This window comes from Rhizorhabdus sp. P4_G6 (assembly GCF_056401045.1).
In genome coordinates this window covers 255402-280820 of record NZ_JBFUKC010000004.1, presented here as the reverse complement: position 1 = coordinate 280820, position 25419 = coordinate 255402, and the positions used below count along the sequence as shown (strand labels likewise).

The window sequence follows — 25419 nt, the reverse complement described above, 5'->3', positions numbered from 1 at the left end:
AGGCAAGGTCAGCGAGGGCGGCGCTCTTCGGCGCGGCGGAGGATTTCGAACGCCGCCTGGACCGCCTGGAAGCGCACCGCGGCGGCGGCATCGTTCGGCTTCACATCGGGGTGATTGGCCTTGGCGAGCCGGCGCCACGAGGCCTTGATCTCTTCGAAGCTGGTGTCCACCTCCAGCTCCAGCGTCTCGAACGCGCGCAGCTCGTCGCGGCTCCAGCGGCCGTCGCCGGGTCCCGCCCAGCCATAATGGGCCTGCTCGGCATAGCCCGCCGAGGTGCGCCGCTCGTCCGACTCGCGCTGGGCGGCTTCCTCGGCGGACAGGCCGGTGAAATAGTCCCAGTTGCGATTATATTCCGCGGCATGTTCCTCGCAGAAATACCAGCGCTCGCGGCTGTTCGGCGATTTCGGCGCAGGGCGGTCGCCGGCCTTCTCGCAGCCATGCCGATCACACAGCCGCACCTTGGTCGCGCCGCGCTCGCCGCCATAGCCGCGCCAGCGGGGAAAGCCCCAGTCATTCGAACGAGAGGATGAACGCGCCATAGCCGGCCGTTGTAACCACTTTGGACCGAACGGGCCATGGCGGATTACCGTCGGCCTCGGCGTCGGGCGAAAATAATTTCCGGATGCGTAACGCGACATTTACCGCACCTGCGCTATGTCGATTCGGGTGAGCGGCGGCTGTCATGCTGCTCACGGATCCGGTCGTATTCGGGGTGTTGTTGCGTATGGCTTATGGAACTCTGCAGGAGGCTGCGCGTCCGCGCGCGGCCGAGACGATTGGCGCGCTGCTCAGCGATGAAGGCGGCAGGAGCCACCCCTATATAGCATGCAATATCTTCGCCCGGGGCCGCGAGGCCGCGCGCGATCTGGCGGATGCGGTGCATTTCATCGCCGACCTGCACGGCCGCCACCCCGGCATGATCGACCTGGCTCGAGAGAAGCCGCCAAGCGACGGGGTCCGCGCCTGGCTCGATGCCGCCGCGGAAGGCTTCGCCGCCGAGCGCGCCTATCTGATGCGCACCGTCGTCGCGGCCGGGCCGACCCCGAGCACCCCGGGCCAGGCCGAGTGCGAGGCCGCGGTCGCCGGACAGCGCCACGCCATCGAAATGCTCGGCCGCTCCGATCGCAACGGTTGCGCGCTGGGCGCGGCGATGGCGCTGGTGCTCGACTGGCGCGCCGCGCGCGGCGTGATCGACGCCGCCGCCCAGCGCTTCGGCGTCACCCTGACGCCCCCGGCGCTGCCCTCGGCGCGGCAGACCCTGGCGATCTTCGACGAAGCCGGCTCGCCCGCGGTAGAGCGCGCGATGCTGTTCGGCGCGCAGCAGCTGCTGCTCCAGCAGCGCGGGCTGTGGGACCTGCTCGAGGCAAGGGCGGCAGCGCGCCTGGCGATGTGACGGGCTGATCGCCCGGTCTCGTCGAAAGGGAAGATGTGCGCGTGCGGGCTTGCCCGCCGCGCCGCCGCATCCTATCGCCCGACCCGACGTGTAGCGGGAGACAGCGGCGTGCGCTTCGACGGGACCAGCAACTATATCGCCACCGCCGACCTCAAGGTCGCGGTCAATGCGGCGGTCACCCTGCGGCGGCCGCTGTTGGTGAAGGGCGAGCCCGGCACCGGCAAGACGGTGCTCGCGCACGAGATCGCCGCCGCCGCCGGCGCGCCGCTGATCCAGTGGCACATCAAGTCGACCACCAAGGCGCACCAGGGCCTCTACGAATATGACGCGGTCGCCCGGCTGCGCGACGGCCAGCTCGGCGACGAGCGGGTCCACGACATCGGGAACTACATCAAGCGCGGCAAGCTGTGGGACGCCTTCACCGCGCCCGAGCTGCCGGTGCTGCTGATCGACGAGATCGACAAGGCCGACATCGAGTTCCCGAACGACCTCCTCCAGGAGCTCGATCGCATGTCGTTCGACGTCTACGAGACCGGCGAGACGATCGCGGCGAAGGAGCGGCCGATCGTCGTCATCACCAGCAACAACGAGAAGGAGCTGCCCGACGCCTTCCTGCGCCGCTGCTTCTTCCACTATATCAAATTCCCCGAGCGCGAGACGATGCAGGCGATCGTCGACGTCCATTTCCCCGGCATCCAGAAGATGCTGGTCAGCAAGGCGATGGACATCTTCTACGAGATCCGCGACGTCCCCGGCCTCAAGAAGAAGCCGTCGACCAGCGAGCTGCTCGACTGGCTCAAGCTGCTGCTCGCCGAGGACATGCCGCTCGAGGTGCTCCAGTCGCGCGACCCGAAAAAGGCGATCCCGCCGCTGCACGGCGCGCTGCTCAAGAACGAGCAGGACATCATGCTGTTCGAGCGGCTGGCCTTCCTGGCGCGGCGCCAGGGGAACTGAGCGGACCGCGCGGTCTTTCTCGCCAAAGCGGATCGACCGCGGGACAAGCACGCTCTCCGAAAAATACCCCTCGTCCACATGCTTGGACGTCATCCTGAACTTGTTTCAGGATCCACTTCGCCACACCGCGCCGTTTCCGAGCGGAACGGTGGATCCTGAAACAAGTTCAGGATGACCAGGCAGCGCAGACATCGCGCGCGATCAGACACATCTAACCGACCCGCTCGACGCTCAGCGTTCCCGCCGGCACCGGGCCGATCAGCTCGCGCGCCGGGACCGATCCGTCGAGCCATCCCGCCCAGTCGCGGCGATCGAGCAGGGCGACCTGGCGGCTGTGATAGGGCGCGATATCGGGGCCGGGTTCGCAGGTCAGCATGGTGAAGGCCTCGCCGACCGTCTCGTCGGCCTTCCATAGCCCGGCGATCGCGAACCAGTCCTCGCCCTGCCAGCGGAACAGCCATTTGTCCTTGCGCTTCTTCGCCGGATCGGCGGGCGCAGTGAACTCGTAGAAGCCGTCGACCGGGATCAGGCAGCGGCCCTGCTTGGCGCTGTTGCGGAACTCGCGCCCCTCGCCGCGATAATTATAGACCGGCTTGCCGCCCGGCCCCGGCCAGCTCCAGCGGCGGGTGATGAGTTCGGCGTCGGACGGCGCATCGGCGACGGCGCGGACGATGACGGTGGGATCGGTGATCCGGAAGCTGTCGAGCGGCTGCATGTTGGGGAAGCCCTCGGGAAAGCGCAGCTTTATCTTCAGCTCGTTGAAGTCGTTGCGGAGCATGCCGAGTTCGATGCGGCGGGCGGCTTCATTGCACATGGAGAGAAAGTGGCGACGCCCGGCGCGGAGGGCAAGCGGGTGTTGGCTCCGGTGTTCTTCAGGGGGAGGTCGCGGCCCTGGAACGTTGTGCCAGGGCATCGAGCTTTACTCTGACGCACCCGACTCCGCTCATCTTGAGGAGGGACTGAGCCTGGCGAAGGCCTGTCTCGAAGGATCCTTCGAAACGCCATTTCGACTTGGCTCAATGGCTCCTCAGGATGAGCGGGTCAGATTATCCGCTCGCTGCTCTAGATGCGAACGATTCTTAACAACTCCGGGTGCATGGGGTTGAGTGTGCGTTTTTTATCTTTTCTCGCGCGATGGGGCCTGCGGGGCGATCGGCGGGCGCCGCGCCGATGGCGGATGGGAAGCCCCCGCCCGCACCGCAAAAGGGTCTCGTGAAATATCCTGGTCATGAGAAGGAGCCGCCGCAGCGCGGATATACAGTCTGCGCAACGGGCTATCCCAGCGAACCAGATCCTACGCGTCAAGACCATATGGCGAACATTCTATGGCGGTTGCCGGAGCATTGTGCGCGGGGTTGACGTGAACGGAGGGATCGTCCGAGCATATCCCCGTCATCCCGGACTTGATCCGGGATCTCCTTTCTCGTCCCTGCGACTGGCGGGCCGTCGGCGAAAGACAGCGAGATCCCGGATCGGGTCCGGGACGACGATGGCGCGGAGGGGAGCGCGTTCAGATGAAGCCGTCACCGTAACGCGCGTCACCCGAACCGAGTATCGCGTCCCGAAATCGTTGGAATCGCCGGATTGGGTGGCGCCATTCGATTCGGGGTAATTCGGAAAAGTCTTTGGCCATTGCTGCACGGTCGTAGGATGGAGGACAGGAAGATCAGCGCGGCCGAGGCCGTCGCGCGCCAGCCAGACAGGGACGAGGTGATGTCGGTGTTGAACGGTTCCCGTCAGGCCGCGGTCTGCGGCGCCCGCGATTGGCCGTCCCGTCCCGTGGCGCCGCGGCGATGATGGCAGCGTTCATCCGGCGGACCAGCAAGCGGCCCGGCGGCCCTGATCGAACCTGGATGAGCGGAGGTCCACGCTCCGCCTGGAAGCGAAGGAGTATCAATATGCCACAGTTCGTGATCGAGCGGGACATGCCGGGGGCGGGGCGGCTCACCAAGGATGACCTCAAGGGCGCCTCGCAAGGATCCTGCAGCGTGCTGCGGGAGCTCGGCCCCGAAATACAGTGGGTTCACAGCTATGTCACCGATGACAAGATCTACTGCATCTACCGGGCGCCCAGCGAAGAATTGATCCGGCAGCACGCGACCAAGGCTGGATTGCCGGCGAACAGCATTGCGCAGGTCAGGGTGACGATAGACCCCACGACCGCTGATTGACCCACCGATGCGAAGCGGCACGCCGTGGCAGCACGGGGACGCGATCATCGAAGCCGATGACATGAGGATGGTGCCCGGCGGGGGTCACCTCAGATGAAGTCCCCCAGCCCATAATCCGGCGTCCCGGCGAGGGTCCGCAGCTCGACCGCGGAATCGACCGATCCGTTGCCGTCCGCGTCCCACAGCATGATCCTCTGCTGGATGACGGTGATGATCGCCACCTCCCGATCGCCGGCATGTTCGTCGAACAGGCGCTGCGCCACGGCCTGGGCGCTCGCGACATAGCTACCGGTGGCGCTGGCATAGGGATCGCTGGCGCCCGTGAGGATCGCGCTCGGCAGGAAGCCTATGGAGATGTGATCCTGGCCAGGCTGGAAATCCTCGGCACTGTCTATGGTGCCGATCAGGCTGGTCTCCTGTCCGAACACGAAGATATCATCGCCAGCGCCGCCGAATAGCCGATCGATCCCGCGGTCGCCGATCAGCACGTCGTCGCCCTCGCCGCCGGTCAGCGTGTCATTGCCCTGCCCCCCACGCAGAAAATCATTGCCGGCATCGCCGCGGACGTCATCGTTGCCGCGATTGCCGTTGAGCGTGTCATTGCCGTCCTCGCCATGAAGCTGGTCGTTATCCGCGCCGCCGTTGATCCGGTCCGACCCCGCTTCGCCGTGAAGCTCGTCCGCGCCAGCATTGCCCTGGAGATAGTCCGACCCGGCGCCGCCATAGAGGGTGTCGGCATCGTCGGGGCCGCCATTGGCGGTGCCGCCATAGAGATGGTCATTGCCGTCGCCCGCGCGCAGCAGATCGCGGCCGCCGTCGCCGACCAGGATATTGTGGCCGTGCAGGTCATAGATGCTGTCGTCGAGCACGCTGCCGGTGAAGCTGTCGTTGCCCGCGAAGATCAGCGCGAAGGGATCGTTCGGCGCATAGGTCGCCAGATAGAAGGCCGGCGCACTGACGCTGAACCCGCTGGCTTGGAAGACGAGGCTTCCGTTGCGGGCGATTTCGAGGCCGGTGATCGTGCCCGAGACCGGTTCGTCATAGCGGTTATAGCGGACATTGGCGCCGGCGAAGCTGTACCGCAGATCGTCGACCCGGATGACCAGGGAGTTGCTCTTCAGCGTGACGATGTCCGCGTCGCTGTCGGTCAGGCGATCGAAGTCGAAATCCATCCGCAGCGCGCTGCCGCCGGAGGCCGTTACCGTGACCATATCGCCATTCTCCGAGACTCCCCACCACGTGCGGGATGGCCGGGCGAGGCGTCAAGCGGGGGGCGGGGATAAGGGTCGGAAATGGATGCGGTTGGGGCGGTGTTTAGTGTCGTGATCTCGGAACTCGTGGCCAGGTTAGCGGGCGGGCGCAATTCCGAATCCCGTCATCCCGGACTTGATCCGGGATCCCACTTTTCTGGGCGGCGAGGGAAAAGAAGCGAGATCCCGGATCAAGTCCGGGATGACGCCATGGGGGCGGGGTGGTTCGGTTCAGCCTGTCGGGCGATGCGCCATCCGCCGGGAACTCTGTGGGAGCCGCCCCTTTAGTTGCCGTCCGCGTCGACCATGAACCACATCGGCTTGCCGCGCGATTCCGGTTCCCACCCGGCGAGCAGGGCAGCGCGGACGCCGCGCGCGACGATGGCATCGTTGATCTGGAGCCGCCCCCGCTGCAGGCCTTTCAGCAGGCGCTTGGGCGGAGGAAATTCGATGAGGGCGCCGCGCTGCATATCCTTCTGCAGCAGCGCGACGGTCATGCCCTGCCAGCCTTCGGACTCGCTCCACTGCGGCTCGCGCCGGAGTTCCCATTCATAGTGGACGCCGTCGATGGCGACGGTGCCGGCGAGGCGGTTAGTGTTGAGCATGTCGCGCGGCGTAGCATGGTTATGGGTGCGGGGCATTCGATGTTGGACAGCCGCGCGCGGGGCATGGCGAAGGGACGTCTCGAAGGATATCCTTCCAGTACCGTCCCGGCACTGTAGCGAGGAGGATCGATTGGCCAGGATATTAGGATATGTCGCCTCGAGCCTGGATGGCTTTATCGCGGCCCCCGATGAATCGCTGCAGTGGCTGTTCACCCGCGGAGACATGGTGCTGGGCGAGCACCACTATGAGCTCTTCATCAAGCGCATCGGCACCGTGGTCATGGGCCGCACCACCTATGACTGGCTCGCCCGCCAGGAGAGCCCGTGGGCCTATGGCGAACAGCGCGTCATCGTCGTCACCTCGCGCCCGATCGCCGATCCCAGGGGGCCGCTGGAAACCCGCCCGGACGTCGCGGCGCTGATCGCCGAACTGCGGGCGCTCGATGATGGCGATGTGTGGATGATGGGCGGCGGCAAGCTGCAGATGGCGTTCATCGAGCGCGGCGCCCTGGACGAGCTGGAAATCTACCTCATCTCATCGATCATCGGCGGAGGCTTTCCGCTGTTCCCGCCCACCGGCTTCACCGCGTCGCCGACGCTGCTCTCGGCGCAATCGCTGGGCGGCGGCGGCGCCCGGCTGCACTACAGGTTCGACTGATAGGCCCCATCCGACCGGCGACGGGGCTTAATTAGTATCGTGTCCCCGGAACTGTTGGCGCCGCAGTGCCGATCGTGGCTATGCAGCGACCCTCTTGCCTTCCAGTTCCTCGATGCGCTCGAGGATCAACTTCTCGATTTTGTAGATATCGGTCAACGCGTTGATGGGGTGGCGCGTCTCGGCCTTGTCGGTAAAGGTGCCGACATAGCGCGTGGTCGGGCTGTTGAAGTGCAGGCGCGCGAGCGTCTTGCGGTTGTTGTCGTCGAGAAGGATGGCGCAATAGGACTTCGAATCCCGGATGATAACCCTGCTCGGATCGACGTACCGGGACGCAATCGCCTGCACGATCCGGAAGCCGGAAACCTCGTCGTCGGTGGTAATAACGCCGCCTCCGTCGGACATATCATCTGACACATTTTCTTCGATCACGTTTCCGCCGGGGTTGGCGACATTCAGCGCCGAATTGAGCCGGTCGTTCACGCGGTCTCTGACGAGTTCCGAAATCGAGTGCGTCAACAATCCCTGAAATTGCTCCTTGATGGCCGCCGACGCCCGGCCCGAATGCACCCTGTTCAACATCAGCCGGACGAATTCGTCCGAGGGGTTGGAGAACTCCTTCTCAAGCTCGATCCGCACCTGGGATTGAAGCTTCAACCGCCCCGCAGCTTCGACGATATGATCGATATTGAAGCCATGTTTGGAAAAGCGTTCCAAGATGGCGGGATCCGTGCGTTTGATCGCGTCCATAGTGAAAACGTAAAACGGCTTCTCGTCCATCTTGTTGGGCTGCTCGGTGTCCGAATAGAACTGATAGACCACGCCGTTCGTCAGGATTGCGACGCGCGCATCGGTAACCGCGAAATAACGAAACAGCTGCGAAGCGTGTTTCAGGTCGAGTTCGACGGTCGACGGCTTGCACTCGATGAGGATGTTCAGCGTACCGCCCGAACAGATTGCGTAGTCGACCTTCTCGCCCTTCTTGATCCCCACGTCGGCGGTGTATTCCGGGATCACCTCGCTGGGATTGAAAACGTCATATCCGAGCGCCTGAAGGAAGGGCATGACGAGGGCCGTCTTCGCTGCCTCTTCGGTCAGCAGAAGTTCGCGGTGTTCGGTGGTGCGCTTTTCGAGCGCCATCAATTTCGTTGCGAGTTCCATGTGAAGCCCCCCCGATCTGGAAGCCTTCAGATTAGCCCGGTAACGAAACGAGTGCCGAGCCGAGTTTGGGTCATAATGGACGAAATAGGGGAGGCGGGGCCTTTAGCTCGCTGATCGGCTTGCGGAGCCGGCCAGAACGGCATTTCATATCATGTTCCCGGAACTCCTGGCTTCGTTGGCATTACGGGGCTAATTAGTATTGTGTCCCCGGAACCGCGTCCCTGAAATTACCGGACTAAATAGTATTGTTTCCCCGAAAATCCCCCTAGGCTTTACAAAGGCCGTGCGGCCTGATCCATGAGAGGCGCGATCAAGGCCAAGGCGACAGGCAGTTGGGGACCGTCGAACCTGTCACCGGCGCCCGGATATAGGTGAACAGAATAGGTAAGCGGGGTTACTTAGATGAGCGAAACAAAAGAGGAGGGGAGTCTGGGCCGGATCCTTGCTAATCGATGGTTTCAAACCGCCTCGGCACTCGGCGTCATGTTGGGCCTTGTTGGCTTCTTCCTCGGTTTACCTCCTATATCAGAAAACATATTCGGGAAGCGGATGTCCATTACACTGGAAGTGGTCAGCCAAATCCCGGTATTTGCAGTTCGTCAACCTGTTCGTGGATTATCGGTAACGCTTAACAGGCAGGATTTAACGTCAACTTCACAAGATCTTGTTGCCGCTCGCATTAGATTGCGTAACGATGGCGAAATCAGTGTAAATTCTCGTAATACAACGGCGTCCGATCCCCTCGGATTCTCGGTTTACGGCGGAAATATTGTCAGATTGAACCAGGTAACGTCTACTTCATCCCATCTTCGTAGGTTGGCGATACCCCGCAGGATAGGACAATCATTTGTGCTCCCTTACGGTTTGATTATAGATCCAGATGATTACATACAGTTCGATCTATTGATAGTTAAGCCGGTAAATGAATCTGTTCGTTTCCGCGGTCTAGGAAAGGTTGAGGGTCTTCGTTCCATAGTAACGAGCCTAACTCCTCCCTCCGGATCGGGTCAGGGAACGATTTTATCGACATGGTCGGGAGGACCGCTTACGCAGTTCCTTAGGACGATAACATACCCTTTCATTGCCATAGCATGTATAGCAAGCATAATTTTATTATTTGTCGGGATATCTTCGGTAGTCGATAAAAGAAAGCGCAAAGCACGTGAAGAATTTGCTAAATTAGCAAGATCATCAATCGAGGATGTCAATCCTAAGCTTCGTAAGCTGGTACCACTACTTTACTCTTCGATCGGGCGAGACCGTCTGATCGAGCTTGCTTCGGGTAAGGCGTTAAATGATCTGCATTTATGGAGAGAGGGCAGAAAGAGAATCGCACAAGAACGGGGTAAGGTTGATACTGAGATTTCCGATTTCGAGGCTGCAGATCTCATCGACCAGGCACTTGCAGGATCGACGGTGGGAACCGCAGCGATTAAGGACTTGCTAGGTAGGCTAGGTCTATTAGAAGGGCAGGGTAGCAAGATTGCGGAGCCGCTTCGCGATACGATACAAAAATTTCTCAAAGCCTTGGAGAGCGAGGTCTCGGACTCGCGGATCGCGAAAGCGGAGCCTGAAAAGGAAGAACTCATACATTCAGTCATAATGATGGACATGGAACGAGACCGTATGGCGGCAGCATAGAGACCGCTACTCGGCTGCTTGTGCGGTCCGGCCCCGGGCTTCAGCAGCGGCTTGAGATACTGCCCCGTATAAGACCGCGTTCCCTCGCCACCTGCTCCGGCTTGTGCGGGCTGCGGCATGCCCCCGGCATGCCGTTCCTGCTCAGCCTCCGCCACAATCTCAGGACGACAGGCCGCTATTCAGCGGCCTGGACGCTCCGGGCACCCGGCGTCAGTAACGGTTTAAGGTACTGGCCGGTGTAAGAGCGCGGCTCCTTGGCGACCTGCTCGGGAGTGCCCTCCGCTACTATTTCTCCGCCCCGCACGCCGCCCTCCGGCCCCAGGTCGATCACCCAGTCGGCGGTCTTGATCACCTCGAGATTATGCTCGATCACCACCACGGTATTGCCCTGCTCGACCAGCGCGTGGAGCACTTCGAGCAGCTTGCGGACATCCTCGAAATGCAGCCCGGTGGTCGGTTCGTCGAGGATGTAGAGGGTGTTGCCGGTCGCCCTTCGTGAGAGTTCCTTGGCGAGCTTGACCCGCTGGGCCTCGCCGCCTGAGAGGGTGGTCGCCTGCTGGCCGACCTTGACATAGCCGAGGCCGACCTCCGCCAGCATCGCCATCTTGTCTCGGATCGGCGGGACGGCCTTGAAGAACTCGACCGCGTCCTCGACGGTCATGTCGAGGACGTCGGCGATGCTCTTGTCCTTGAACTTCACTTCGAGGGTTTCGCGGTTGTAGCGCTTGCCGTGGCAGACGTCGCAGGTGACATAGACGTCGGGCAGGAAGTGCATCTCGATCTTGAGCAGGCCGTCGCCGGTGCAGGCCTCGCAGCGGCCGCCCTTGACGTTGAAGCTGAAGCGGCCCGGCTTGTAGCCGCGCGCCTGGCTTTCGGGGAGGCCGGCGAACCAGTCGCGGATGTTGGTGAAGGCGCCGGTATAGGTCGCCGGGTTCGAGCGCGGGGTGCGGCCGATCGGCGACTGGTCGATGTCGATCACCTTGTCGCAATATTCGAAGCCGGTGACCTTGTCGTGCGCGCCGGCGATCACCCGCGCGCCGTTCAAGGAGCGGGCGGCGGCGGCGTAGAGCGTGTCGACGGTGAAGCTCGACTTGCCCGATCCGGAGACGCCGGTGATGCAGGTGAACGTCCCCAGCGGGATCGAGGCGGTGACGTTCTTCAGATTGTTGGCGCGGGCGCCGTGGACGGTGACCTTCCTGCCATTGCCCTTGCGGCGCTTCTTCGGGACGTCGACCATCCGCCGGCCCGACAGATAGTCGCCGGTGAGGCTGCCCTCATGGGCGAGGATGTCGTCGAGCGACCCCTGCGCGACGACCTCGCCGCCATGGACGCCGGCGCCGGGGCCCATATCGAGGATATAGTCGGCGGTGCGGATCGCGTCCTCGTCATGCTCGACGACGATCACGGTGTTGCCGAGATCGCGCAGCCGGCGGAGGGTGACGAGCAGCCGGTCATTGTCGCGCTGGTGCAGGCCGATCGACGGCTCGTCGAGCACGTAGAGGACGCCCGACAGGCCCGAGCCGATCTGGCTGGCGAGGCGGATGCGCTGGCTCTCGCCGCCCGACAGCGTGCCGCTGGTGCGATCGAGGTTGAGATAGTCGAGCCCGACATTGTCGAGGAAGCCGAGCCGCTCGACGATCTCCTTGAGGATGCGTTCGGCGATCGCATTCTGCTGCGGGTTGAGATGCCGCGGCATGTCGCGGAAGAATTGCAGCGCGGGGCCGACCGCGCGGCGGGTGGACATGCTGATGTCCTCGCCGGCGATCTTCACCGCCAGCGCCTCGGGCTTGAGCCGGGCGCCGCCGCAGACCTCGCAATGCGCGGCCGATTGATATTTGCTCAGCTCCTCGCGCATCCAGGCGCTCTCGGTCGAGAGCATGCGGCGTTCGAGATTGTGGATCACCCCCTCGAACGGCTTCTGCACGTCATAGCTCTTGCGGCCGTCGATGAAGGTGAGGGTGATCACCTTGCCCCTGGTGCCGTGGAGGATGACGTCGCGGATCTCCTCGGGCAGGTCGTGCCACGGTGTCGCGAGGTCGAACTTGTAGGCGCGGGCGACCGAGCTCAGCACCTGCATATAATAGGGGCTGGGCGGGTTGGACTTGGCCCAGGGCACCACCGCGCCCTGCTTGATCGACAGCGCCTCGTTGGGGACGACCAGCTGCGGATCGAAATAGAGCTTCTCGCCGAGGCCGTCGCAGGCCGGGCAGGCGCCCTGCGGCGCGTTGAACGAGAACAGCCGCGGCTCGATCTCGGCGATGGTGAAGCCCGAGACCGGGCAGGCGAATTTCTCGGAGAAGGTGATGCGGTTGGCGGGGATGCCGGCGTTCTTCATGCCGCCTTTAGTCCTCTCCCCCTCGGGGAGAGGGAGAGAGTCGGCATATTGGAAGCTCGCCGGTATTTCGCGCAGCGCGGAGGACTGGGTCGCCTCGGCCACCGTCCCGTCCACCAGATCGGCATAGGCCAGCCCGTCGGCCAGCCGCAGCGCGGTCTCCAGGCTCTGCGCGAGGCGGGTCTCGATGCCTTCGCGGATCACCAGGCGGTCGACCACCACCTCGATGTCGTGCTTGTATTTCTTGTCGAGGGCGGGGGCGTCCTCGATGTCGAAGCTGACGCCGTCGATGCGCACCCGGCTGAAGCCGCTGCGCTGCCATTCGGCGAGCTCCTTGCGATATTCGCCCTTGCGGCCGCGCACCACCGGCGCGAGCAGCAGGAAGCGGGTGCCCTCGCGCAGCTGCATCAGCCGGTCGACCATCTGGCTGACCGTCTGCGCGGCGATCGGCAGGCCGGTGGCCGGCGAATAGGGGACGCCGACGCGCGCCCACAGCAGGCGCATATAGTCGTAGATCTCGGTGACGGTCGCGACCGTCGAGCGCGGGTTGCGGCTGGTGGTCTTCTGCTCGATCGAGATGGCGGGGCTGAGGCCCTCGATATGATCGACGTCGGGCTTCTGCATCAGCTCGAGGAACTGGCGGGCATAGGCCGAGAGGCTCTCGACATAGCGGCGCTGGCCCTCGGCATAGATGGTGTCGAAGGCGAGGCTCGACTTGCCGGAGCCGGACAGGCCGGTGATCACGATCAGCTTGTCGCGGGGCAGATCGACGTCGACGCCCTTGAGATTATGTTCGCGCGCACCGCGCACGCTTATGTGGGTCAGCATCGCGCAGGCGCCCGCTTCGGCATGTGAGTCAGCATCGGTATTTTGTTCCAGATTTGTTCGCGGTGCGCAAGGCGCGAGTCGCTGCCCCGTCCCCAATCTGGTGGGTGGGCCGGCATATCTCAACCCCGCGTGGCCGGCGCCTCGACGCTGCGCGCGGAAAAGCTGGATTTCCGCGACGCGGCCTGCGATCCTGCGGCCTCACGTCCGGGTGGGGCAGGGCGATCGGGAGCGACATGGATCCGGAGAAGAAGAAGGAGATCGTCAAGACCGCGATCATCATCGCGATCTTCATGATCCTGGGGCTGGCCGCGGTTCACTATATGATCGGCGACCCGATGCAGTCGGGGCCGAAGCCGGATCTGGGCTATTAGAGCACTCTGCGATCAGCTTGATGCGCTCATCCTGAGTGAGGGCTGAGCTTGGCGAAGACCGTATCGAAGGACCGTCCTTCGATACGCCATTTCGACAAGCTCAATGGCTACTCAGGATGAGCGGTTCCGTTTGGGCAAACTCGCTCCCTGACAGCCTCAGCTCGCGCTCAGCTCCAGCTTGCCGTCGCCCTCGTCGATCCGCAGCGTCGAGCCGTCGGGCACGTCGCCGCGGAGGATCGCGTCGGCGAGCGGGTCCTGCAGGTAGCGCTGCACGGCCCTCTTCAAGGGTCTCGCGCCATAGACCGGATCATAGCCGACCCGGCCCAGCCAGATGCGGGCGCCGTCGGACAGTTCGAGCCGGATCTTGCGATCCTTGAGAAGCTGCCCGACCCGGCCGACCTGGATGTCGACGATCGGTCCCATATGCTCGGCGGCGAGCCGGTGGAACAGGATGATCTCGTCGAGCCGGTTGAGGAACTCCGGCCGGAAATGGGCGCGCACCACGTCCATCACCTGGTCCTCGACGCTGTCGACATCCTGCCCGTCGGCCAGGTTGGACAGATATTGGCTGCCGAGGTTCGAGGTCAGGATGATCAGCGTGTTGGAGAAGTCGACGGTGCGGCCCTGGCCGTCGGTCAGCCGGCCGTCGTCGAGCACCTGCAGCAGCACGTTGAACACGTCGCCATGCGCCTTCTCGACCTCGTCGAACAGCACCACCTGATAGGGCCGCCGCCGCACCGCCTCGGTCAGCACGCCGCCCTCTTCATAGCCGACATAGCCGGGAGGGGCGCCGATCAGCCGGGCGACGCTGTGCTTCTCCATGAACTCCGACATGTCGATGCGGACCATCGCCGACGAGTCGTCGAACAGGAAGCCGGCGAGCGCCTTGGTCAGCTCGGTCTTGCCGACGCCGGTCGGCCCGAGGAACAGGAAGCTGCCGAGCGGCCGGTTCGGATCCTGCAGGCCGGCGCGCGAGCGGCGCACCGCGCGGGCCACCGCCTCGACCGCATCCTTCTGGCCGATCACGCGCTTGCCGAGCTCGGCCTCCATCGCCAGCAGCTTCTCGCGCTCGCCCTCGAGCATCTTGTCGACCGGAATGCCGGTCCAGCGGCTGACCACGCCGGCGATGTCCTCGCCGGTCACCTCCTCGCGCAGCATCGCGCCCGCGGTGGCGCCCTCCGCCTCGGCGAGTTCCCTTTCGAGCTTGGGGATCACGCCATAGCTGAGCTCGCCCGCACGGGTGAGATCGCCGCGCCGCTGCGCCTGGTCGAGTTCCATCCGCGCGGCATCGAGCTGCTCCTTGAGCTTGGCCTCGGCGTTGATCTTGTCCTTCTCGCCCTGCCAGCGCGTGGTCAGCTCGGCCGACTGTTCCTCGAGCTCGACGAGGTCGGCCTCGAGCGCGTCGAGCCGGTCCTTCGACGCGGCATCGGTCTCGCGTTTCAGGGCCTCGCGCTCGATCTTGAGCTGGATGATGCGGCGGTCGAGATTCTCGATCTCCTCGGGCTTCGACTCGACCTCCATGCGCAGCCGCGAGGCGGCTTCGTCCATCAGGTCGATCGCCTTGTCGGGCAGGAAGCGGTCGCTGATATAGCGGTGGCTGAGCGTCGCCGCCGCGACGATCGCGCCGTCGGTGATCCGCACGCCGTGGTGCAGCTCATATTTCTCCTTGAGGCCGCGCAGGATCGAGATCGTGTCCTCGACCGTCGGTTCGCCGACGAACACGGGCTGGAAGCGCCGCTGCAGGGCGGCGTCCTTCTCGACATATTTGCGATATTCGTCGAGCGTGGTGGCGCCGATGCAGTGCAGCTCGCCGCGCGCCAGCGCCGGCTTGAGCAGGTTGCCGGCGTCCATCGCGCCCTCGGACTTGCCCGCGCCGATCAGCGTGTGCATCTCGTCGATGAACAGGATGATCTGGCCCTCGGCGCCCTTCACCTCGTCGAGCACGCCTTTCAGCCGCTCCTCGAACTCGCCGCGATATTTGGCGCCGGCGATCAGGCTGCCCATGTCGAGCGCCATCACCTTGCGGTCCTTGAGGCCGTCGGGCACGTCGCCATTGGCGATGCGCAGCGCCAGCCCCTCGGCGATCGCGGTCTTGCCGACGCCGGGCTCGCCGATCAGCACCGGATTGTTCTTGGTGCGCCGCGCCAGCACCTGGATGGTGCGGCGGATCTCCTCGTCGCGGCCGATCACCGGATCGAGCTTGCCCTCGCGCGCCGCCGCGGTGAGGTCGCGGGCGAATTTCTTGAGCGCGTCATAGCGATCCTCGGCGCTGGCGGTGTCGGCGGAGCGGCCGCCGCGCAGTTCGTTGATCGCGGCGTTGAGCGCCTCGCCGCGCACCCCCGCCTCGGCCAGCGCCTTGCCGGCCGGCGTTGTCGTGGCCAAGGTCAGCGCGAGCAGCATCCGCTCGACGGTGACATAGCTGTCGCCCGATTTCTGCGCGATCTGCTCCGCCTGGTCGAGCAGGCGGGCGAGGTCGTTGTCGATTCCCGGCGTCTGCTGCGCGCCGCCGCCGGAGACGGCAGGGATTTTGGCGAGCGCGGCATCGGTGGCGCGCAGGGCGACGCCGGCATCGCCGCCAGCGGCCTTGATCAGCCCGCTCGCCATGCCCTGCTCGTCCTCGAGCAGCGCCTTCAGAAGATGTTCGGGGGCGATCCGCTGATGGCTCATCCGGATCGCGACGGTCTGCGCCGACTGGAGAAATCCCTTGGCGCGGTCGGTGAATTTTTCGAGGTTCATGCCTGATCCCTGTTTCCTACCGTCGCCGATATGGTGTGGCTTTTGTGCAACACAAGGGTATGGGTTGATCGAATCGAGAGCGTATTAGCCGGATATTGCACCTTGCGCCCCAGCGGCTAGACTGACTCCCATCCTCCCCTTGCGGAAAGCTTCCCCCGATGCGTCGTCCCCTGTTCCGTTCGTTCACCGCACTGATGCTGGCGACCAGCCTCACCGCCCCCGTCATCGCCGCCGCTCCTGCTTCGGTGGCGACGCTGGTGAAGGCGGTCGACATTCCCTATGACAGCTTCACCCTTCCTAACGGCCTGCGCGTGATCGTCCATACCGACCGCAAGGCGCCGGTCGTCGCGGTGTCGATATGGTATCATATCGGCTCGAAGGACGAGCCCCAGGGCAAGACCGGCTTCGCGCATCTGTTCGAACATCTGATGTTCAACGGGTCGGAGAACGCCAACGACGATTTCTTCAAGCCGCTCGAATCGATCGGCGCGACCGACCTCAACGGCACCACCTGGTTCGACCGCACCAATTATTTCGAGACGGTGCCGACCGGCGCGCTCGACATGACGCTGTTCCTCGAATCCGATCGCATGGGCCACCTGCTCGGCGCGATCGACAAGGCGAAGCTCGATAACCAGCGCGGCGTCGTCCAGAACGAGAAGCGCCAGGGCGACAACGAACCCTATGGCCTGGTCGAATATGCCCAGCTCGCCGCGCTGTTTCCGGCGGGTCATCCCTATCATCACTCGACGATCGGCTCGATGGCCGACCTCGACGCGGCCAGCCTGGAGGACGTCAAGAACTGGTTCCGCGCCCATTATGGCCCCAACAACGCCGTGCTGGTGCTGGCCGGCGACATCGATGCCGCGACGGCGAAGGCCAAGGTGGCCAAGTGGTTCGGCGATATCCCGCGCGGGCCGGAAACGCCGCGGCCCGACGTGACCGTGCCGACGCTCAAGGCGCCGGTCGACCAGGTCATGAAGGATCGCGTCGCAACCACGCGCATCTATCGCAACTGGGTGGTGCCGGGCGTCAACGATCCCGACCTGATCCCGCTCGACATCGGCATGGACATCTTGGGCGGCCTGGCCTCGTCGCGGCTCGACAATGCGCTGGTGCGCAAGGCGAAGACCGCGGTGTCGGTCGCCGCCGGCGTCCAGCCGTTCGAGAAGATCTCGATGGTCGAGGTCACCGCCGACGTGAAGCCCGGCACCGACCCGAAGCTGGTGGCGAAGCAGCTCGACGACCTGATCGCCGATTTCATCAGGACCGGGCCGAGTGCCGACGAGGTGACCCGCGCCGCGACCAAGCAGGCGGCGGGAGAGATCGCCGGGCTCGAGACGGTCGGCGGCTTCAACGGCAAGGCGGTGACGCTGGCCGAGGGCGAGGTCTATTCGGACGATCCCGAGAAGTACAAGAAGGACCTGCTGGCCACGGCGGCCGTCACCCCGGCGAGCGTGCAGGCGGCCGTGCAGAAATGGCTGGGACGGCCGGCCTATCGGCTGGTGGTCGAGCCCGGCGAGCGGACCCCGTCCGATCTGGCCGCCGCCGGCGGCAGCGCGATCGGCGATTCCGGCGGCATGAGCCCGCGTTATTTTCGCGATCCGAAATATGAGGGCGGGGCCGCCGCGCCGGCGATCTCGATGACGCACCAGCCGCTGGCCGCGGTCGACCGCTCGTCGCCGCCGCCCGTCGAAGCGATCAACGACCTGACCTTCCCGGCGATCGAGCGGACCACCCTGTCGAACGGCATCCAGGTGGTGTTCGCGCAGCGCACGACGGTGCCGACGGTGCGCCTGTCGATGGTGTTCGACGCTGGCAACGCCGCCGATCGCAAGGACAAGCTCGGCACCCAGGGGCTGATGCTGGCGCTGCTCGACGAGGGCGCCGGCAAGCTCGACTCGATCGGCATCGCCGAGGCGCAGGAACGGCTCGGCGCGCAGATCAGCTCGAGCGCGTCGATGGACCGCACCAGCGTGTCGATGTTCGCGCTCAAGGCCAATCTCGCGCCGTCGCTCGACCTGCTGGCCGACATCGTCCAGCGGCCGACCTTCGCGCCGGCCGAGATCGAGCGGCTGCGCGGTCAGATCCTCGCCGGCATCGCCGCCGAGAATGCCCAGCCGCGCGGCGTGGCGCGGCGGACGCTGCCACCGCTGCTGTTCGGCGCCGCCCACCCCTATGGCGTGCCGCTGTCGGGCAGCGGCACCGAGGCGGGCGTCAAGGCCGTCACCCGCGCCGACCTGCTCGCCTTCCACGATGGCTGGCTGCGGCCCGACAATGCCAAGATCTTCGTGACCGGCGACACCACGCTGGCCGAACTCAAACCGCTGCTCGAGGCACGCTTCGGCCGCTGGGCCAAGCCCGCCGCACCCAAGGGCGCCAAGCTCTTCAAGATGGACAGGATGGCGCGCCCGTCGCGGATCGTACTGATCGACCGGCCGCAAAGCCCGCAGAGCTATATCATGGCGGGCGAGCTGCTGCCGACCAAGGGCACCGACGATCCGCTCGCGCTGGTCACCGCCAACGACGTGATCGGCGGCAGCTTCCTGTCGCGGCTCAACATGGACCTGCGCGAAACCAAGGGCTGGGCTTACGGCGCCTTCACCCAGGCGCAGATGCTGCGCGAGACGATGCCCTTCTACGTGATCGCGCCGGTCCAGACCGACCAGACCGGCCCGTCGATCGCGGCGGCGCTGGCCGACATGAAGGCGTTCCTGAGCGACAAGGGCGTCAACGAGGAGGAGCGCGAGCGCACCATCAACAACCAGATCCGCTCGCTGCCCGGCTCGTTCGAAACGTCGAGCGACCTGCTCGGCGCGCTGGTGACGATGGATACGCTCGGCCGTCCCGACGATTATTACACCAAGCTGCCGGCCCGCTACCGCGCCCTCACCGCGGCGCAGCTCGACCAGGCCGCGCGCGCCGCGATCCGGCCGGACGAGCTGATCTGGGTAGTGGTCGGCGATGCCGCCAAGGTCGAGCCGCAGCTTAAGGGCTTGGGTATCCCGGTCGAAAAGGCCATAGCCGGAAAATGACAGCTGAAATCTGGGACTGCATCACCAAGGCGCCGTTCGGCGAACAGGCCTCGGTCTTCACCATCGTCCGCGACGGCAACAGCTTCACCGGCAGCAATGTCGCCGACATCGGCGAGCTGCCGGTGGTCGACGGCCGGATCGAGGGCGACAAGCTCGTCTGGAAAATGCCGACGCGCAAGCCGATGCCGATGACGCTGGTTGGAAAAGCCGTGATCGACGGCGACCGCCTCACCGGCACGATCATCATGGGCGCGTTCGGCCGGGCCGAGATGTCAGGCGTGCGGCGGGGCTGACGAGCGCCCTCAGTCGAAGAACAGCTTCGTCACATGGCCCATCTTGCGGCCCGGCCGTGGCTGGCCCTTGCCGTAGAGGTGGAGGTGGGCCGCGGGGTCGGAGAGGATGATGTCCCAGTCGCCGGCCTGGTCGCCGAGCAGGTTGCGCATCTCCACCCGGACGGCGGCGCGCGTCGTGGCGCCGAGCGGCAGGCCGCAGATCGCGCGGATGTGGTTCTCGAACTGCGAGGTGACTGCGCCCTCGATGGTCCAATGGCCGCTGTTATGGACACGCGGCGCCATTTCGTTGAACACTGGGCCGGCGGCTGTGTCGAAATATTCGATCGCGAGCACCCCGACATAGTCGAGTTCCGCCACGATCTTCTCGGCCAGCGCGCGCGCCGCCTCGACCGTCGCCGGCGCGATCGGCGCCGGCACGGCCGACAGGGCGAGGATGCCGTCCTCATGGACGTTGAGCACCGGATCCCAGGTCGCGATCGCACCATCGGCGCCGCGCACCACGAGCAGCGAGAATTCACGTTCGAACGCGACGAAGCCTTCGAGCACCGCCGGCTGCCAGCCGATCGAGGCCCAGGCCTCGTCCGCGTCGGCGGCGGTCTTGAGCCGCGCCTGGCCCTTGCCGTCATAGCCGAAGCGGCGGGTCTTCAGGATCGCCGGAGCGCCGATCTGGGCGAGCGCGGCATCGAGATCCTCGCGGCTGGAAACCACCGCCCAGGGTGCCGGCCTGCCACCGAGCGCCTGGACGAAAGCCTTCTCGGTCGCGCGGTCCTGCGCCGTCGCCAGCGCGCGGGGATGCGGTGCGAGCGGTACCCGCAGGCCGTCGAGCGGGCCGACCGGGATATTTTCGAACTCATAGGTGATCACATCGACGGTCGCGGCGAAGGCGAGCAGCGCGTCCATGTCGTCATAGCCGCCCTGCACCCAGCGCGACGACACGTCGGCCGCCGGCCCGCTCGGCTCGGGCGCGTAGATCGCACTGCGATAGCCGAGATTGGCCGCGGCCATGCTCAGCATCCGGCCGAGCTGGCCGCCGCCGATGATGCCGATCGTCTTGCCAGGGGGGATCGTCGCCATGGCGTCAGTCATACGGCTCTATCGCGACGTCGGCCGTCTGCTTCGCGCGCCACGCCTCCAGCCGCTGGGCGAGCGCGGGATCATGGTTGGCCAGCATCGCCGCCGCGAGCAGCGCGGCGTTGATCGCGCCTGGCTTGCCGATCGCGAGCGTGCCGACCGGGATGCCGCCGGGCATCTGGACGATCGACAACAGGCTGTCCATGCCCTTGAGCGCCTTGGATTCGACCGGGACGCCGAGCACCGGCAGCCGCGTCATCGCCGCAGCCATGCCGGGCAGGTGCGCCGCGCCACCCGCGCCGGCGATGATCGCCTGCAGCCCGCGCCCGACGGCCGACCTGGCATAGTCGTAGAGCCGGTCGGGCGTGCGATGCGCCGACACCACCTTGGTTTCATGCGGCACGCCGAGCGCTTCGAGCGTGGCGGCGGCATGGCTCATCGTCTCCCAGTCGGAGCGGCTGCCCATGATGATACCGATCAGTGGTGCTTCGGCCATGTGAACCCCCAATCCCTGCTTTGGCTTTCGTGCCGTATTTTCCGTCATTCCGGCACAGGCCGGAATCTCGTGAGGATATGGCGAGCCCTTGCCTCCCGAGACCCCGGCCCCCGGCGGGAAGACGCTCCCTTGGCTATATCAGCGCTCCGACAGATAATAGCGATCCAGGGCGCTGAGATCGTCGGCCAACTCGTACACGATCGGCTGGCCGGTCGGTATCTCGAGCTCGGTGATCTCGTCGTCGGGGATATGCGACAGATGCTTGACCAACGCCCGCAGCGAATTGCCGTGCGCGGAGATCACCACCCGCTTGCCGGCCTTCAGATCCGGCGCGATCCGGGCCTCCCAATAGGGGATGACCCGCGCGATCGTGTCCTTGAGGCTTTCGGTCGAAGGGATCGCGATGTCGGCATAGCGGCGGTCCTTGCCGAGGTCGAACTCGCTGCCGGATTCCAGCACCGGCGGCGGCGTATCGAAGCTGCGCCGCCAGATCTTGACCTGGTCGTCACCATGCCGTGCTGCGGTCTCGGCCTTGTTCAGGCCGGTCAGCCCGCCATAATGACGCTCGTTGAGCCGCCAGTCCTTCTCGACCGGCAGCCAGAGCCGGCCCATGGCCTCGAGCGCGAGGTTCAGCGTCTTGATCGCGCGGGTCTGCAAGCTCGTATAGCACATGTCGAAATCGAGGCCCTTGGCCGCGAGCAGCTCGCCCGCGGCGGCGGCTTCGGCGACGCCCTTGTCGGTCAGGTCGACATCCCACCATCCGGTGAAGCGGTTTTCGAGATTCCAGGCCGATTGACCGTGGCGGATCAGGACGAGCGTCGGCATCAATTCCCCTATCTTCGCGGCGAAACGCGCCTCTTAATGGCCGGCTGCCGGCATGTCACCCTTGCAATGCCATATCGGTGACGCAAATCTGCCGTCCCTCGAGGAGCTCCAAGATATGCCGATTGCCGAAAAATCCATCCGCTACGATCATGGCGGCGTCGCCTTCGAAGCCTATGCGGCATGGGATGATGCGAGCCCCGTGCGGCGCCCGATCGTGCTGGTCGCCGGCACCTTCATGGGCCGAACCGGCTTCGAGGAAGCCAAGGCACGCAGCTTGGCGGAGCTCGGCTATGTCGCCGTGGCGATCGATCTCTATGGCGTCGGCCATTGGCCGGCGGACGCGGATCAGGCGCGCGTCGCGATGGACGCGCTCAACGCCGATCGGGCGCTGCTCAGGGGCCGGTTGCAGGCCGCGCTGCAGGCAGCGCGAGCGGTCGGGGCGCAAGGCGATCCGAGCCGCGTCGCTGCGATCGGCTTCTGCTTCGGCGGCAAGTGCGTGCTCGATCTCGCGCGCAGCGGCGCCGACGTCGCCGGCATCGTGAGCTTCCATGGTCTGTATGATCCGCCGCCTTTCGCGAATGGCGCCATCAAGGCGAGGATATTGGTGCTCCACGGCTGGAACGACCCGCTCGATCCGCCCGAGACGGTGCTGGGTCTGGCGAAGGAGCTGACCGAGGCCGGCGTCGACTGGCAGGTCCATGCCTATGGTCAGACCGTCCACGCCTTCACCAATCCGGCGCGCGAGGGCATGTACAGCCCGATTGCCGACCGCCGCAGCTGGCATTCGATGCGCTATTTCCTCGGCGAATTGTTCGGCTGAACACGCCAACTATGGCATTGACGCCTGATTTATTGCGGCGCAGCATTCGGGTCATGTCCAGCACGCCGCCCATCACGCAAAATCCCGATATCCGCTTCCTTGGCCGCCTGCTCGGCGATGTCATAAAGGCCTATGGCGGCGAACAGATTTTTCGGCGGATCGAATATATCCGTTCGGCCTCGGTCGATCGCGCGCGCGGGATCGTCCATGCTGACGATATCGATTCCGGGCTGGATGCGCTCAGCCTCGACGATACGCTCGCGTTCGTCCGCGGTTTCATGCTGTTCTCGATGCTCGCCAACCTGGCCGAGGACCGCCAGGGCGTCGCTGCCGAGCCGGGCGCCGACGTGGCCGCGGCGCTCGACCGGCTCGAGCGGCAGGGTATTTCGCGGTCGAGCGTCGTCGAGATGCTGGAGACCGCGCTGATCGCGCCGGTGCTCACCGCCCACCCGACCGAGGTGCGGCGCAAGAGCATGATCGATCATCGCAACAAGATAGCCGAGCTGATGATGCTCAAGGATATCGGTCGGGTCGAAACCGCCGATGGCGACCTGATCGACCAGGCGATCTATCGCCAGATCGCGCTGCTCTGGCAGACCCGTCCGCTACGGCGCGAGAAGCTCTACGTCGCCGACGAGGTCGAGACCGCGCTCGCCTATCTGCGCGACATCTTCCTGCCGACCCTGCCGGCGCTCTATTCGCGTTGGCAGCGCGCGCTCGGCCATCGGCCGGCCAGCTTCCTGCGGCCCGGCAGCTGGATCGGTGGTGATCGCGACGGCAATCCGTTCGTCAACGCGGACTCGCTGCGCCTCGCCCTATCGCGGGCGGCCGAGACGGTGATCGGCTATTATCTGCGCCAGCTGCACGAACTCGGCGCCGAGCTGTCGATCTCGACCGAGCTCGCGGAGGTCACCTGGGAGGTCGAAAAACTCGCCGAGGCCAGCGGCGACAAGAGCTCGACGCGCAGCGACGAGCCTTATCGCCGCGCCATCACCGGCATCTACTCGCGGCTGTCGAAGACCTATCAGCAACTCACCGGGCGGCTGCCCGCGCGCTTGCCGGCGACCAGCGCCGAGGAGGGCCCCTATGCCACGCCGGCGGAGCTCTGCGCCGACCTGATCGAGATCGCCCATGCGTTGAACCGCACCGGCGCGGGATCGCTGTCGGGCGGCGGTGCGCTCGGCCGGCTGATCCGTGCGGTGGAAACCTTCGGCTTCCACCTCGCGACGCTCGACATGCGCCAGAATGCCGATGTCCACGAACGCGTGATCGCCGACCTGCTGAACGTGGCCGGCGTCGAGGCCGACTATATGGCGCTCGATGAGGAGGCGCGGGTCGCGCTGATGCGGAGCGAACTCGCCTCCAAGCGGCTGCTGCGCACGCCGTTCGGCGCCTATAGCGAGGAGACGCTGTCGGAGCTGGAGATCGTCGCGGCGGCGGCGGAGGCGCACAAGCTCTATGGCCCGCAGGCGATCACCACCTATCTGATCTCGAAGGCCGAGAGCGTCTCCGACATGCTGGAGGTCAATGTCCTGCTCAAGGAAGCCGGGCTGTACGTTCCCGGCGATCCGCCGACCGCCGCGATCATGGCGGTGCCGCTGTTCGAGACGATCGGCGATCTCCAGCGCGCGCCGGAGGTGATGACGAAGTGGTTCGACCTGCCCGAGGTCGCCGCGTTGACCGCGGCGCGCGGGCATCAGGAGGTGATGGTCGGCTATTCGGATTCGAACAAGGACGGCGGCTATCTGACTTCGGTGTGGAGCCTGCACGAGGCGTCGAGTGCGCTGAAGCCGGTATTCGCCAAGGCCGGCACCGCGATCCAGCTGTTCCACGGCCGCGGCGGCGCGGTCGGGCGTGGTGGCGGATCGAGCTTCGCCGCGATCCTGGCGCAGCCGCACGGCACGGTGCAGGGCCGCATCCGCATCACCGAACAGGGCGAGGTGATCGCCGCCAAATATGGCACGCGCGAAAGCGCCGCGGCCAATCTTGAGGCGATGGCCTCGGCGACCTTGCTGGCCAGCCTGGAGGAAGCCGCGCTAAAGCCGGCTGACGCCACCCGCTTCTTCGCTGCGATGGACGAGATTTCGGGTGAAGCCTTCAAGGCTTATCGCGGGCTGGTCTATGAGACCGAAGGTTTTCGCACCTTCTTCCGACAAATGACCCCGATCGCGGAGATCGCAGACCTCAAGATCGGCTCGCGTCCCGCCAGCCGCACCAAGAGCGACCGGATCGAGGATCTGCGCGCCATACCCTGGGTGTTCAGCTGGGCGCAGGCGCGGGTGATGCTGCCCGGCTGGTACGGCGTGGGGCATGCCCTGAAGGCGCACAGGGATATCGGTCTGCTGCGCGAAATGCTCGAGGCGTGGCCGTTCTTCCAGTCGACCCTCGCGAATCTGGAGATGGTGCTCGCCAAGTCGGACATGGACCTGGCCGAACGCTATGTCGCGCTGGTTGAGGACCATGCGATGGGCAAGGCGATCTTCGGCCGGATCCGTGACGGCTGGCAGATGACCCAGGACTGCCTGCTATCGATAACGCGCCAGACCCGGCTGCTGCAGAAGAACCCCTCGCTTGACCAGTCGATCCGGCTGCGCCTGCCCTATATCGAGCCGCTCAACCTCCTCCAGATCGAACTGCTCAAACGCCACCGCGCCGGCGAGGACGACCCCCGCGTGCGCGAAGGCATCCAGCTGTCGATCAACGCGATCGCGACGGCGCTGCGGAACAGCGGTTAGCAAAGCCTCGGCATCGCCGCTCGACTCGCTGCGGTGCGAGCGGCATA

20 protein-coding genes are annotated in these 25419 nt (G+C 65.2%); 10 read left to right on the top strand and 10 right to left on the bottom strand.

The window, feature by feature from the left end; translation table 11 throughout:
* Positions 1-8 precede the first annotated feature (8 nt).
* Positions 9-539, bottom strand: coding sequence for a J domain-containing protein (locus tag AC1DPF_RS07100; protein WP_477868258.1), 531 nt, complete (start codon positions 537-539; stop codon positions 9-11).
* A 143-nt stretch (positions 540-682) separates the two neighbouring features.
* On the opposite strand from AC1DPF_RS07100, the gene AC1DPF_RS07095 reads away from it, so the two are divergent.
* A complete protein-coding gene (locus AC1DPF_RS07095) occupies positions 683-1393 on the top strand; it encodes a DUF6975 family protein (RefSeq protein WP_477960380.1) in 711 nt (236 codons plus the stop codon).
* Between the two features lie 108 nt (positions 1394-1501).
* Positions 1502-2347 (top strand): AAA family ATPase, encoded by an 846-nt coding sequence (locus AC1DPF_RS07090; protein WP_477960378.1) that lies wholly within the window; start codon positions 1502-1504, stop codon positions 2345-2347.
* A gap of 211 nt (positions 2348-2558) precedes the next feature.
* On the opposite strand, the gene AC1DPF_RS07085 is transcribed toward AC1DPF_RS07090, so the two are convergent.
* On the bottom strand, positions 2559-3161 hold the full coding sequence (locus tag AC1DPF_RS07085) for an SOS response-associated peptidase family protein (RefSeq protein WP_477960376.1): 603 nt from the start codon (positions 3159-3161) through the stop codon (positions 2559-2561).
* Between the two features lie 1084 nt (positions 3162-4245).
* On the opposite strand from AC1DPF_RS07085, the gene AC1DPF_RS07080 reads away from it, so the two are divergent.
* Positions 4246-4518 carry a DUF4242 domain-containing protein gene (locus AC1DPF_RS07080; RefSeq protein WP_477960375.1) on the top strand — a complete coding sequence of 91 codons (273 nt, stop codon included), beginning with the start codon at positions 4246-4248 and terminating at the stop codon, positions 4516-4518.
* Positions 4519-4607: 89 nt separating this feature from the next.
* Here the strand turns inward: AC1DPF_RS07080 and AC1DPF_RS07075 are convergent, their stop codons facing one another.
* Together AC1DPF_RS07075 and AC1DPF_RS07070 are read right to left on the bottom strand one after the other, a co-directional pair.
* Entirely contained in the window at positions 4608-5729 is a 1122-nt protein-coding gene (locus AC1DPF_RS07075; RefSeq protein ID WP_477960373.1) for a calcium-binding protein, read from the bottom strand.
* A gap of 323 nt (positions 5730-6052) precedes the next feature.
* Positions 6053-6373, bottom strand: a complete 321-nt coding sequence (locus tag AC1DPF_RS07070; RefSeq protein ID WP_477960404.1) for a hypothetical protein — start codon at positions 6371-6373, stop codon at positions 6053-6055.
* A 130-nt stretch (positions 6374-6503) separates the two neighbouring features.
* Here AC1DPF_RS07070 and AC1DPF_RS07065 point away from each other — a divergent pair, with 130 nt between their 5' ends.
* Complete coding sequence (locus AC1DPF_RS07065; RefSeq protein ID WP_477960371.1) at positions 6504-7031, top strand: dihydrofolate reductase family protein; 528 nt, start codon at positions 6504-6506, stop codon at positions 7029-7031.
* 78 nt (positions 7032-7109) lie between these two features.
* Here the strand turns inward: AC1DPF_RS07065 and AC1DPF_RS07060 are convergent, their stop codons facing one another.
* Complete coding sequence (locus AC1DPF_RS07060) at positions 7110-8189, bottom strand: type I restriction endonuclease (RefSeq protein ID WP_477960369.1); 1080 nt, start codon at positions 8187-8189, stop codon at positions 7110-7112.
* Positions 8190-8591: 402 nt separating this feature from the next.
* On the opposite strand from AC1DPF_RS07060, the gene AC1DPF_RS07055 reads away from it, so the two are divergent.
* The gene (locus AC1DPF_RS07055) at positions 8592-9830 is read left to right on the top strand and encodes a hypothetical protein (protein ID WP_477960367.1); all 1239 of its coding nucleotides are present in this window, start codon (positions 8592-8594) and stop codon (positions 9828-9830) included.
* A 175-nt stretch (positions 9831-10005) separates the two neighbouring features.
* Here the strand turns inward: AC1DPF_RS07055 and uvrA are convergent, their stop codons facing one another.
* Positions 10006-12990 carry an excinuclease ABC subunit UvrA gene (gene uvrA, locus AC1DPF_RS07050; RefSeq protein WP_477960365.1) on the bottom strand — a complete coding sequence of 995 codons (2985 nt, stop codon included), beginning with the start codon at positions 12988-12990 and terminating at the stop codon, positions 10006-10008.
* A gap of 233 nt (positions 12991-13223) precedes the next feature.
* Here uvrA and AC1DPF_RS07045 point away from each other — a divergent pair, with 233 nt between their 5' ends.
* Positions 13224-13361, top strand: a complete 138-nt coding sequence (locus AC1DPF_RS07045) for a hypothetical protein (RefSeq protein WP_477960363.1) — start codon at positions 13224-13226, stop codon at positions 13359-13361.
* A gap of 156 nt (positions 13362-13517) precedes the next feature.
* On the opposite strand, the gene clpB is transcribed toward AC1DPF_RS07045, so the two are convergent.
* Positions 13518-16097, bottom strand: coding sequence for an ATP-dependent chaperone ClpB (gene clpB, locus AC1DPF_RS07040; protein WP_477960361.1), 2580 nt, complete (start codon positions 16095-16097; stop codon positions 13518-13520).
* A 158-nt stretch (positions 16098-16255) separates the two neighbouring features.
* Here clpB and AC1DPF_RS07035 point away from each other — a divergent pair, with 158 nt between their 5' ends.
* Together AC1DPF_RS07035 and AC1DPF_RS07030 are read left to right on the top strand one after the other, a co-directional pair.
* On the top strand, positions 16256-19132 hold the full coding sequence (locus tag AC1DPF_RS07035; RefSeq protein ID WP_477960359.1) for a M16 family metallopeptidase: 2877 nt from the start codon (positions 16256-16258) through the stop codon (positions 19130-19132).
* Positions 19129-19425 (top strand): hypothetical protein, encoded by a 297-nt coding sequence (locus tag AC1DPF_RS07030; RefSeq protein ID WP_477868284.1) that lies wholly within the window; start codon positions 19129-19131, stop codon positions 19423-19425. The genes AC1DPF_RS07035 and AC1DPF_RS07030 overlap by 4 nt, the downstream gene beginning before the upstream one ends.
* Before the next feature lie 9 nt (positions 19426-19434).
* Here AC1DPF_RS07030 and AC1DPF_RS07025 read toward each other — a convergent pair whose 3' ends face one another.
* From AC1DPF_RS07025 to gpmA, 3 genes are all read right to left on the bottom strand, one after another.
* Positions 19435-20499, bottom strand: a complete 1065-nt coding sequence (locus AC1DPF_RS07025) for a 5-(carboxyamino)imidazole ribonucleotide synthase (protein ID WP_477868286.1) — start codon at positions 20497-20499, stop codon at positions 19435-19437.
* A gap of 4 nt (positions 20500-20503) precedes the next feature.
* Complete coding sequence (gene purE / locus AC1DPF_RS07020) at positions 20504-20992, bottom strand: 5-(carboxyamino)imidazole ribonucleotide mutase (RefSeq protein WP_477868288.1); 489 nt, start codon at positions 20990-20992, stop codon at positions 20504-20506.
* 138 nt (positions 20993-21130) lie between these two features.
* A complete protein-coding gene (gene gpmA, locus AC1DPF_RS07015) occupies positions 21131-21817 on the bottom strand; it encodes a 2,3-diphosphoglycerate-dependent phosphoglycerate mutase (RefSeq protein ID WP_477868290.1) in 687 nt (228 codons plus the stop codon).
* A gap of 115 nt (positions 21818-21932) precedes the next feature.
* Between gpmA and AC1DPF_RS07010 the strand changes: the two genes are divergently transcribed.
* A complete protein-coding gene (locus AC1DPF_RS07010; protein WP_477868292.1) occupies positions 21933-22637 on the top strand; it encodes a dienelactone hydrolase family protein in 705 nt (234 codons plus the stop codon).
* Between the two features lie 53 nt (positions 22638-22690).
* Positions 22691-25372 (top strand): phosphoenolpyruvate carboxylase, encoded by a 2682-nt coding sequence (gene ppc, locus AC1DPF_RS07005; RefSeq protein WP_477868294.1) that lies wholly within the window; start codon positions 22691-22693, stop codon positions 25370-25372.
* The last annotated feature ends 47 nt before the right edge of the window (positions 25373-25419 follow it).

Coding starts and splice junctions, on each gene's coding strand:
- AC1DPF_RS07045 (WP_477960363.1), top strand. CDS start 13,224: ATGGATCCGGAGAAGAAGAAGGAGATCGTCAAGACCGCGATCATCATC.
- AC1DPF_RS07085 (WP_477960376.1), bottom strand. CDS start 3,161: ATGTGCAATGAAGCCGCCCGCCGCATCGAACTCGGCATGCTCCGCAAC.
- AC1DPF_RS07060 (WP_477960369.1), bottom strand. CDS start 8,189: ATGGAACTCGCAACGAAATTGATGGCGCTCGAAAAGCGCACCACCGAA.
- ppc (WP_477868294.1), top strand. CDS start 22,691: ATGTCCAGCACGCCGCCCATCACGCAAAATCCCGATATCCGCTTCCTT.
- AC1DPF_RS07095 (WP_477960380.1), top strand. CDS start 683: ATGCTGCTCACGGATCCGGTCGTATTCGGGGTGTTGTTGCGTATGGCT.
- AC1DPF_RS07100 (WP_477868258.1), bottom strand. CDS start 539: ATGGCGCGTTCATCCTCTCGTTCGAATGACTGGGGCTTTCCCCGCTGG.
- AC1DPF_RS07030 (WP_477868284.1), top strand. CDS start 19,129: ATGACAGCTGAAATCTGGGACTGCATCACCAAGGCGCCGTTCGGCGAA.
- AC1DPF_RS07080 (WP_477960375.1), top strand. CDS start 4,246: ATGCCACAGTTCGTGATCGAGCGGGACATGCCGGGGGCGGGGCGGCTC.
- clpB (WP_477960361.1), bottom strand. CDS start 16,097: ATGAACCTCGAAAAATTCACCGACCGCGCCAAGGGATTTCTCCAGTCG.
- gpmA (WP_477868290.1), bottom strand. CDS start 21,817: ATGCCGACGCTCGTCCTGATCCGCCACGGTCAATCGGCCTGGAATCTC.
- AC1DPF_RS07010 (WP_477868292.1), top strand. CDS start 21,933: ATGCCGATTGCCGAAAAATCCATCCGCTACGATCATGGCGGCGTCGCC.
- AC1DPF_RS07075 (WP_477960373.1), bottom strand. CDS start 5,729: ATGGTCACGGTAACGGCCTCCGGCGGCAGCGCGCTGCGGATGGATTTC.
- AC1DPF_RS07070 (WP_477960404.1), bottom strand. CDS start 6,373: ATGCTCAACACTAACCGCCTCGCCGGCACCGTCGCCATCGACGGCGTC.
- AC1DPF_RS07025 (WP_477868286.1), bottom strand. CDS start 20,499: ATGGCGACGATCCCCCCTGGCAAGACGATCGGCATCATCGGCGGCGGC.
- purE (WP_477868288.1), bottom strand. CDS start 20,992: ATGGCCGAAGCACCACTGATCGGTATCATCATGGGCAGCCGCTCCGAC.
- uvrA (WP_477960365.1), bottom strand. CDS start 12,990: ATGCTGACCCACATAAGCGTGCGCGGTGCGCGCGAACATAATCTCAAG.
- AC1DPF_RS07035 (WP_477960359.1), top strand. CDS start 16,256: ATGCGTCGTCCCCTGTTCCGTTCGTTCACCGCACTGATGCTGGCGACC.
- AC1DPF_RS07055 (WP_477960367.1), top strand. CDS start 8,592: ATGAGCGAAACAAAAGAGGAGGGGAGTCTGGGCCGGATCCTTGCTAAT.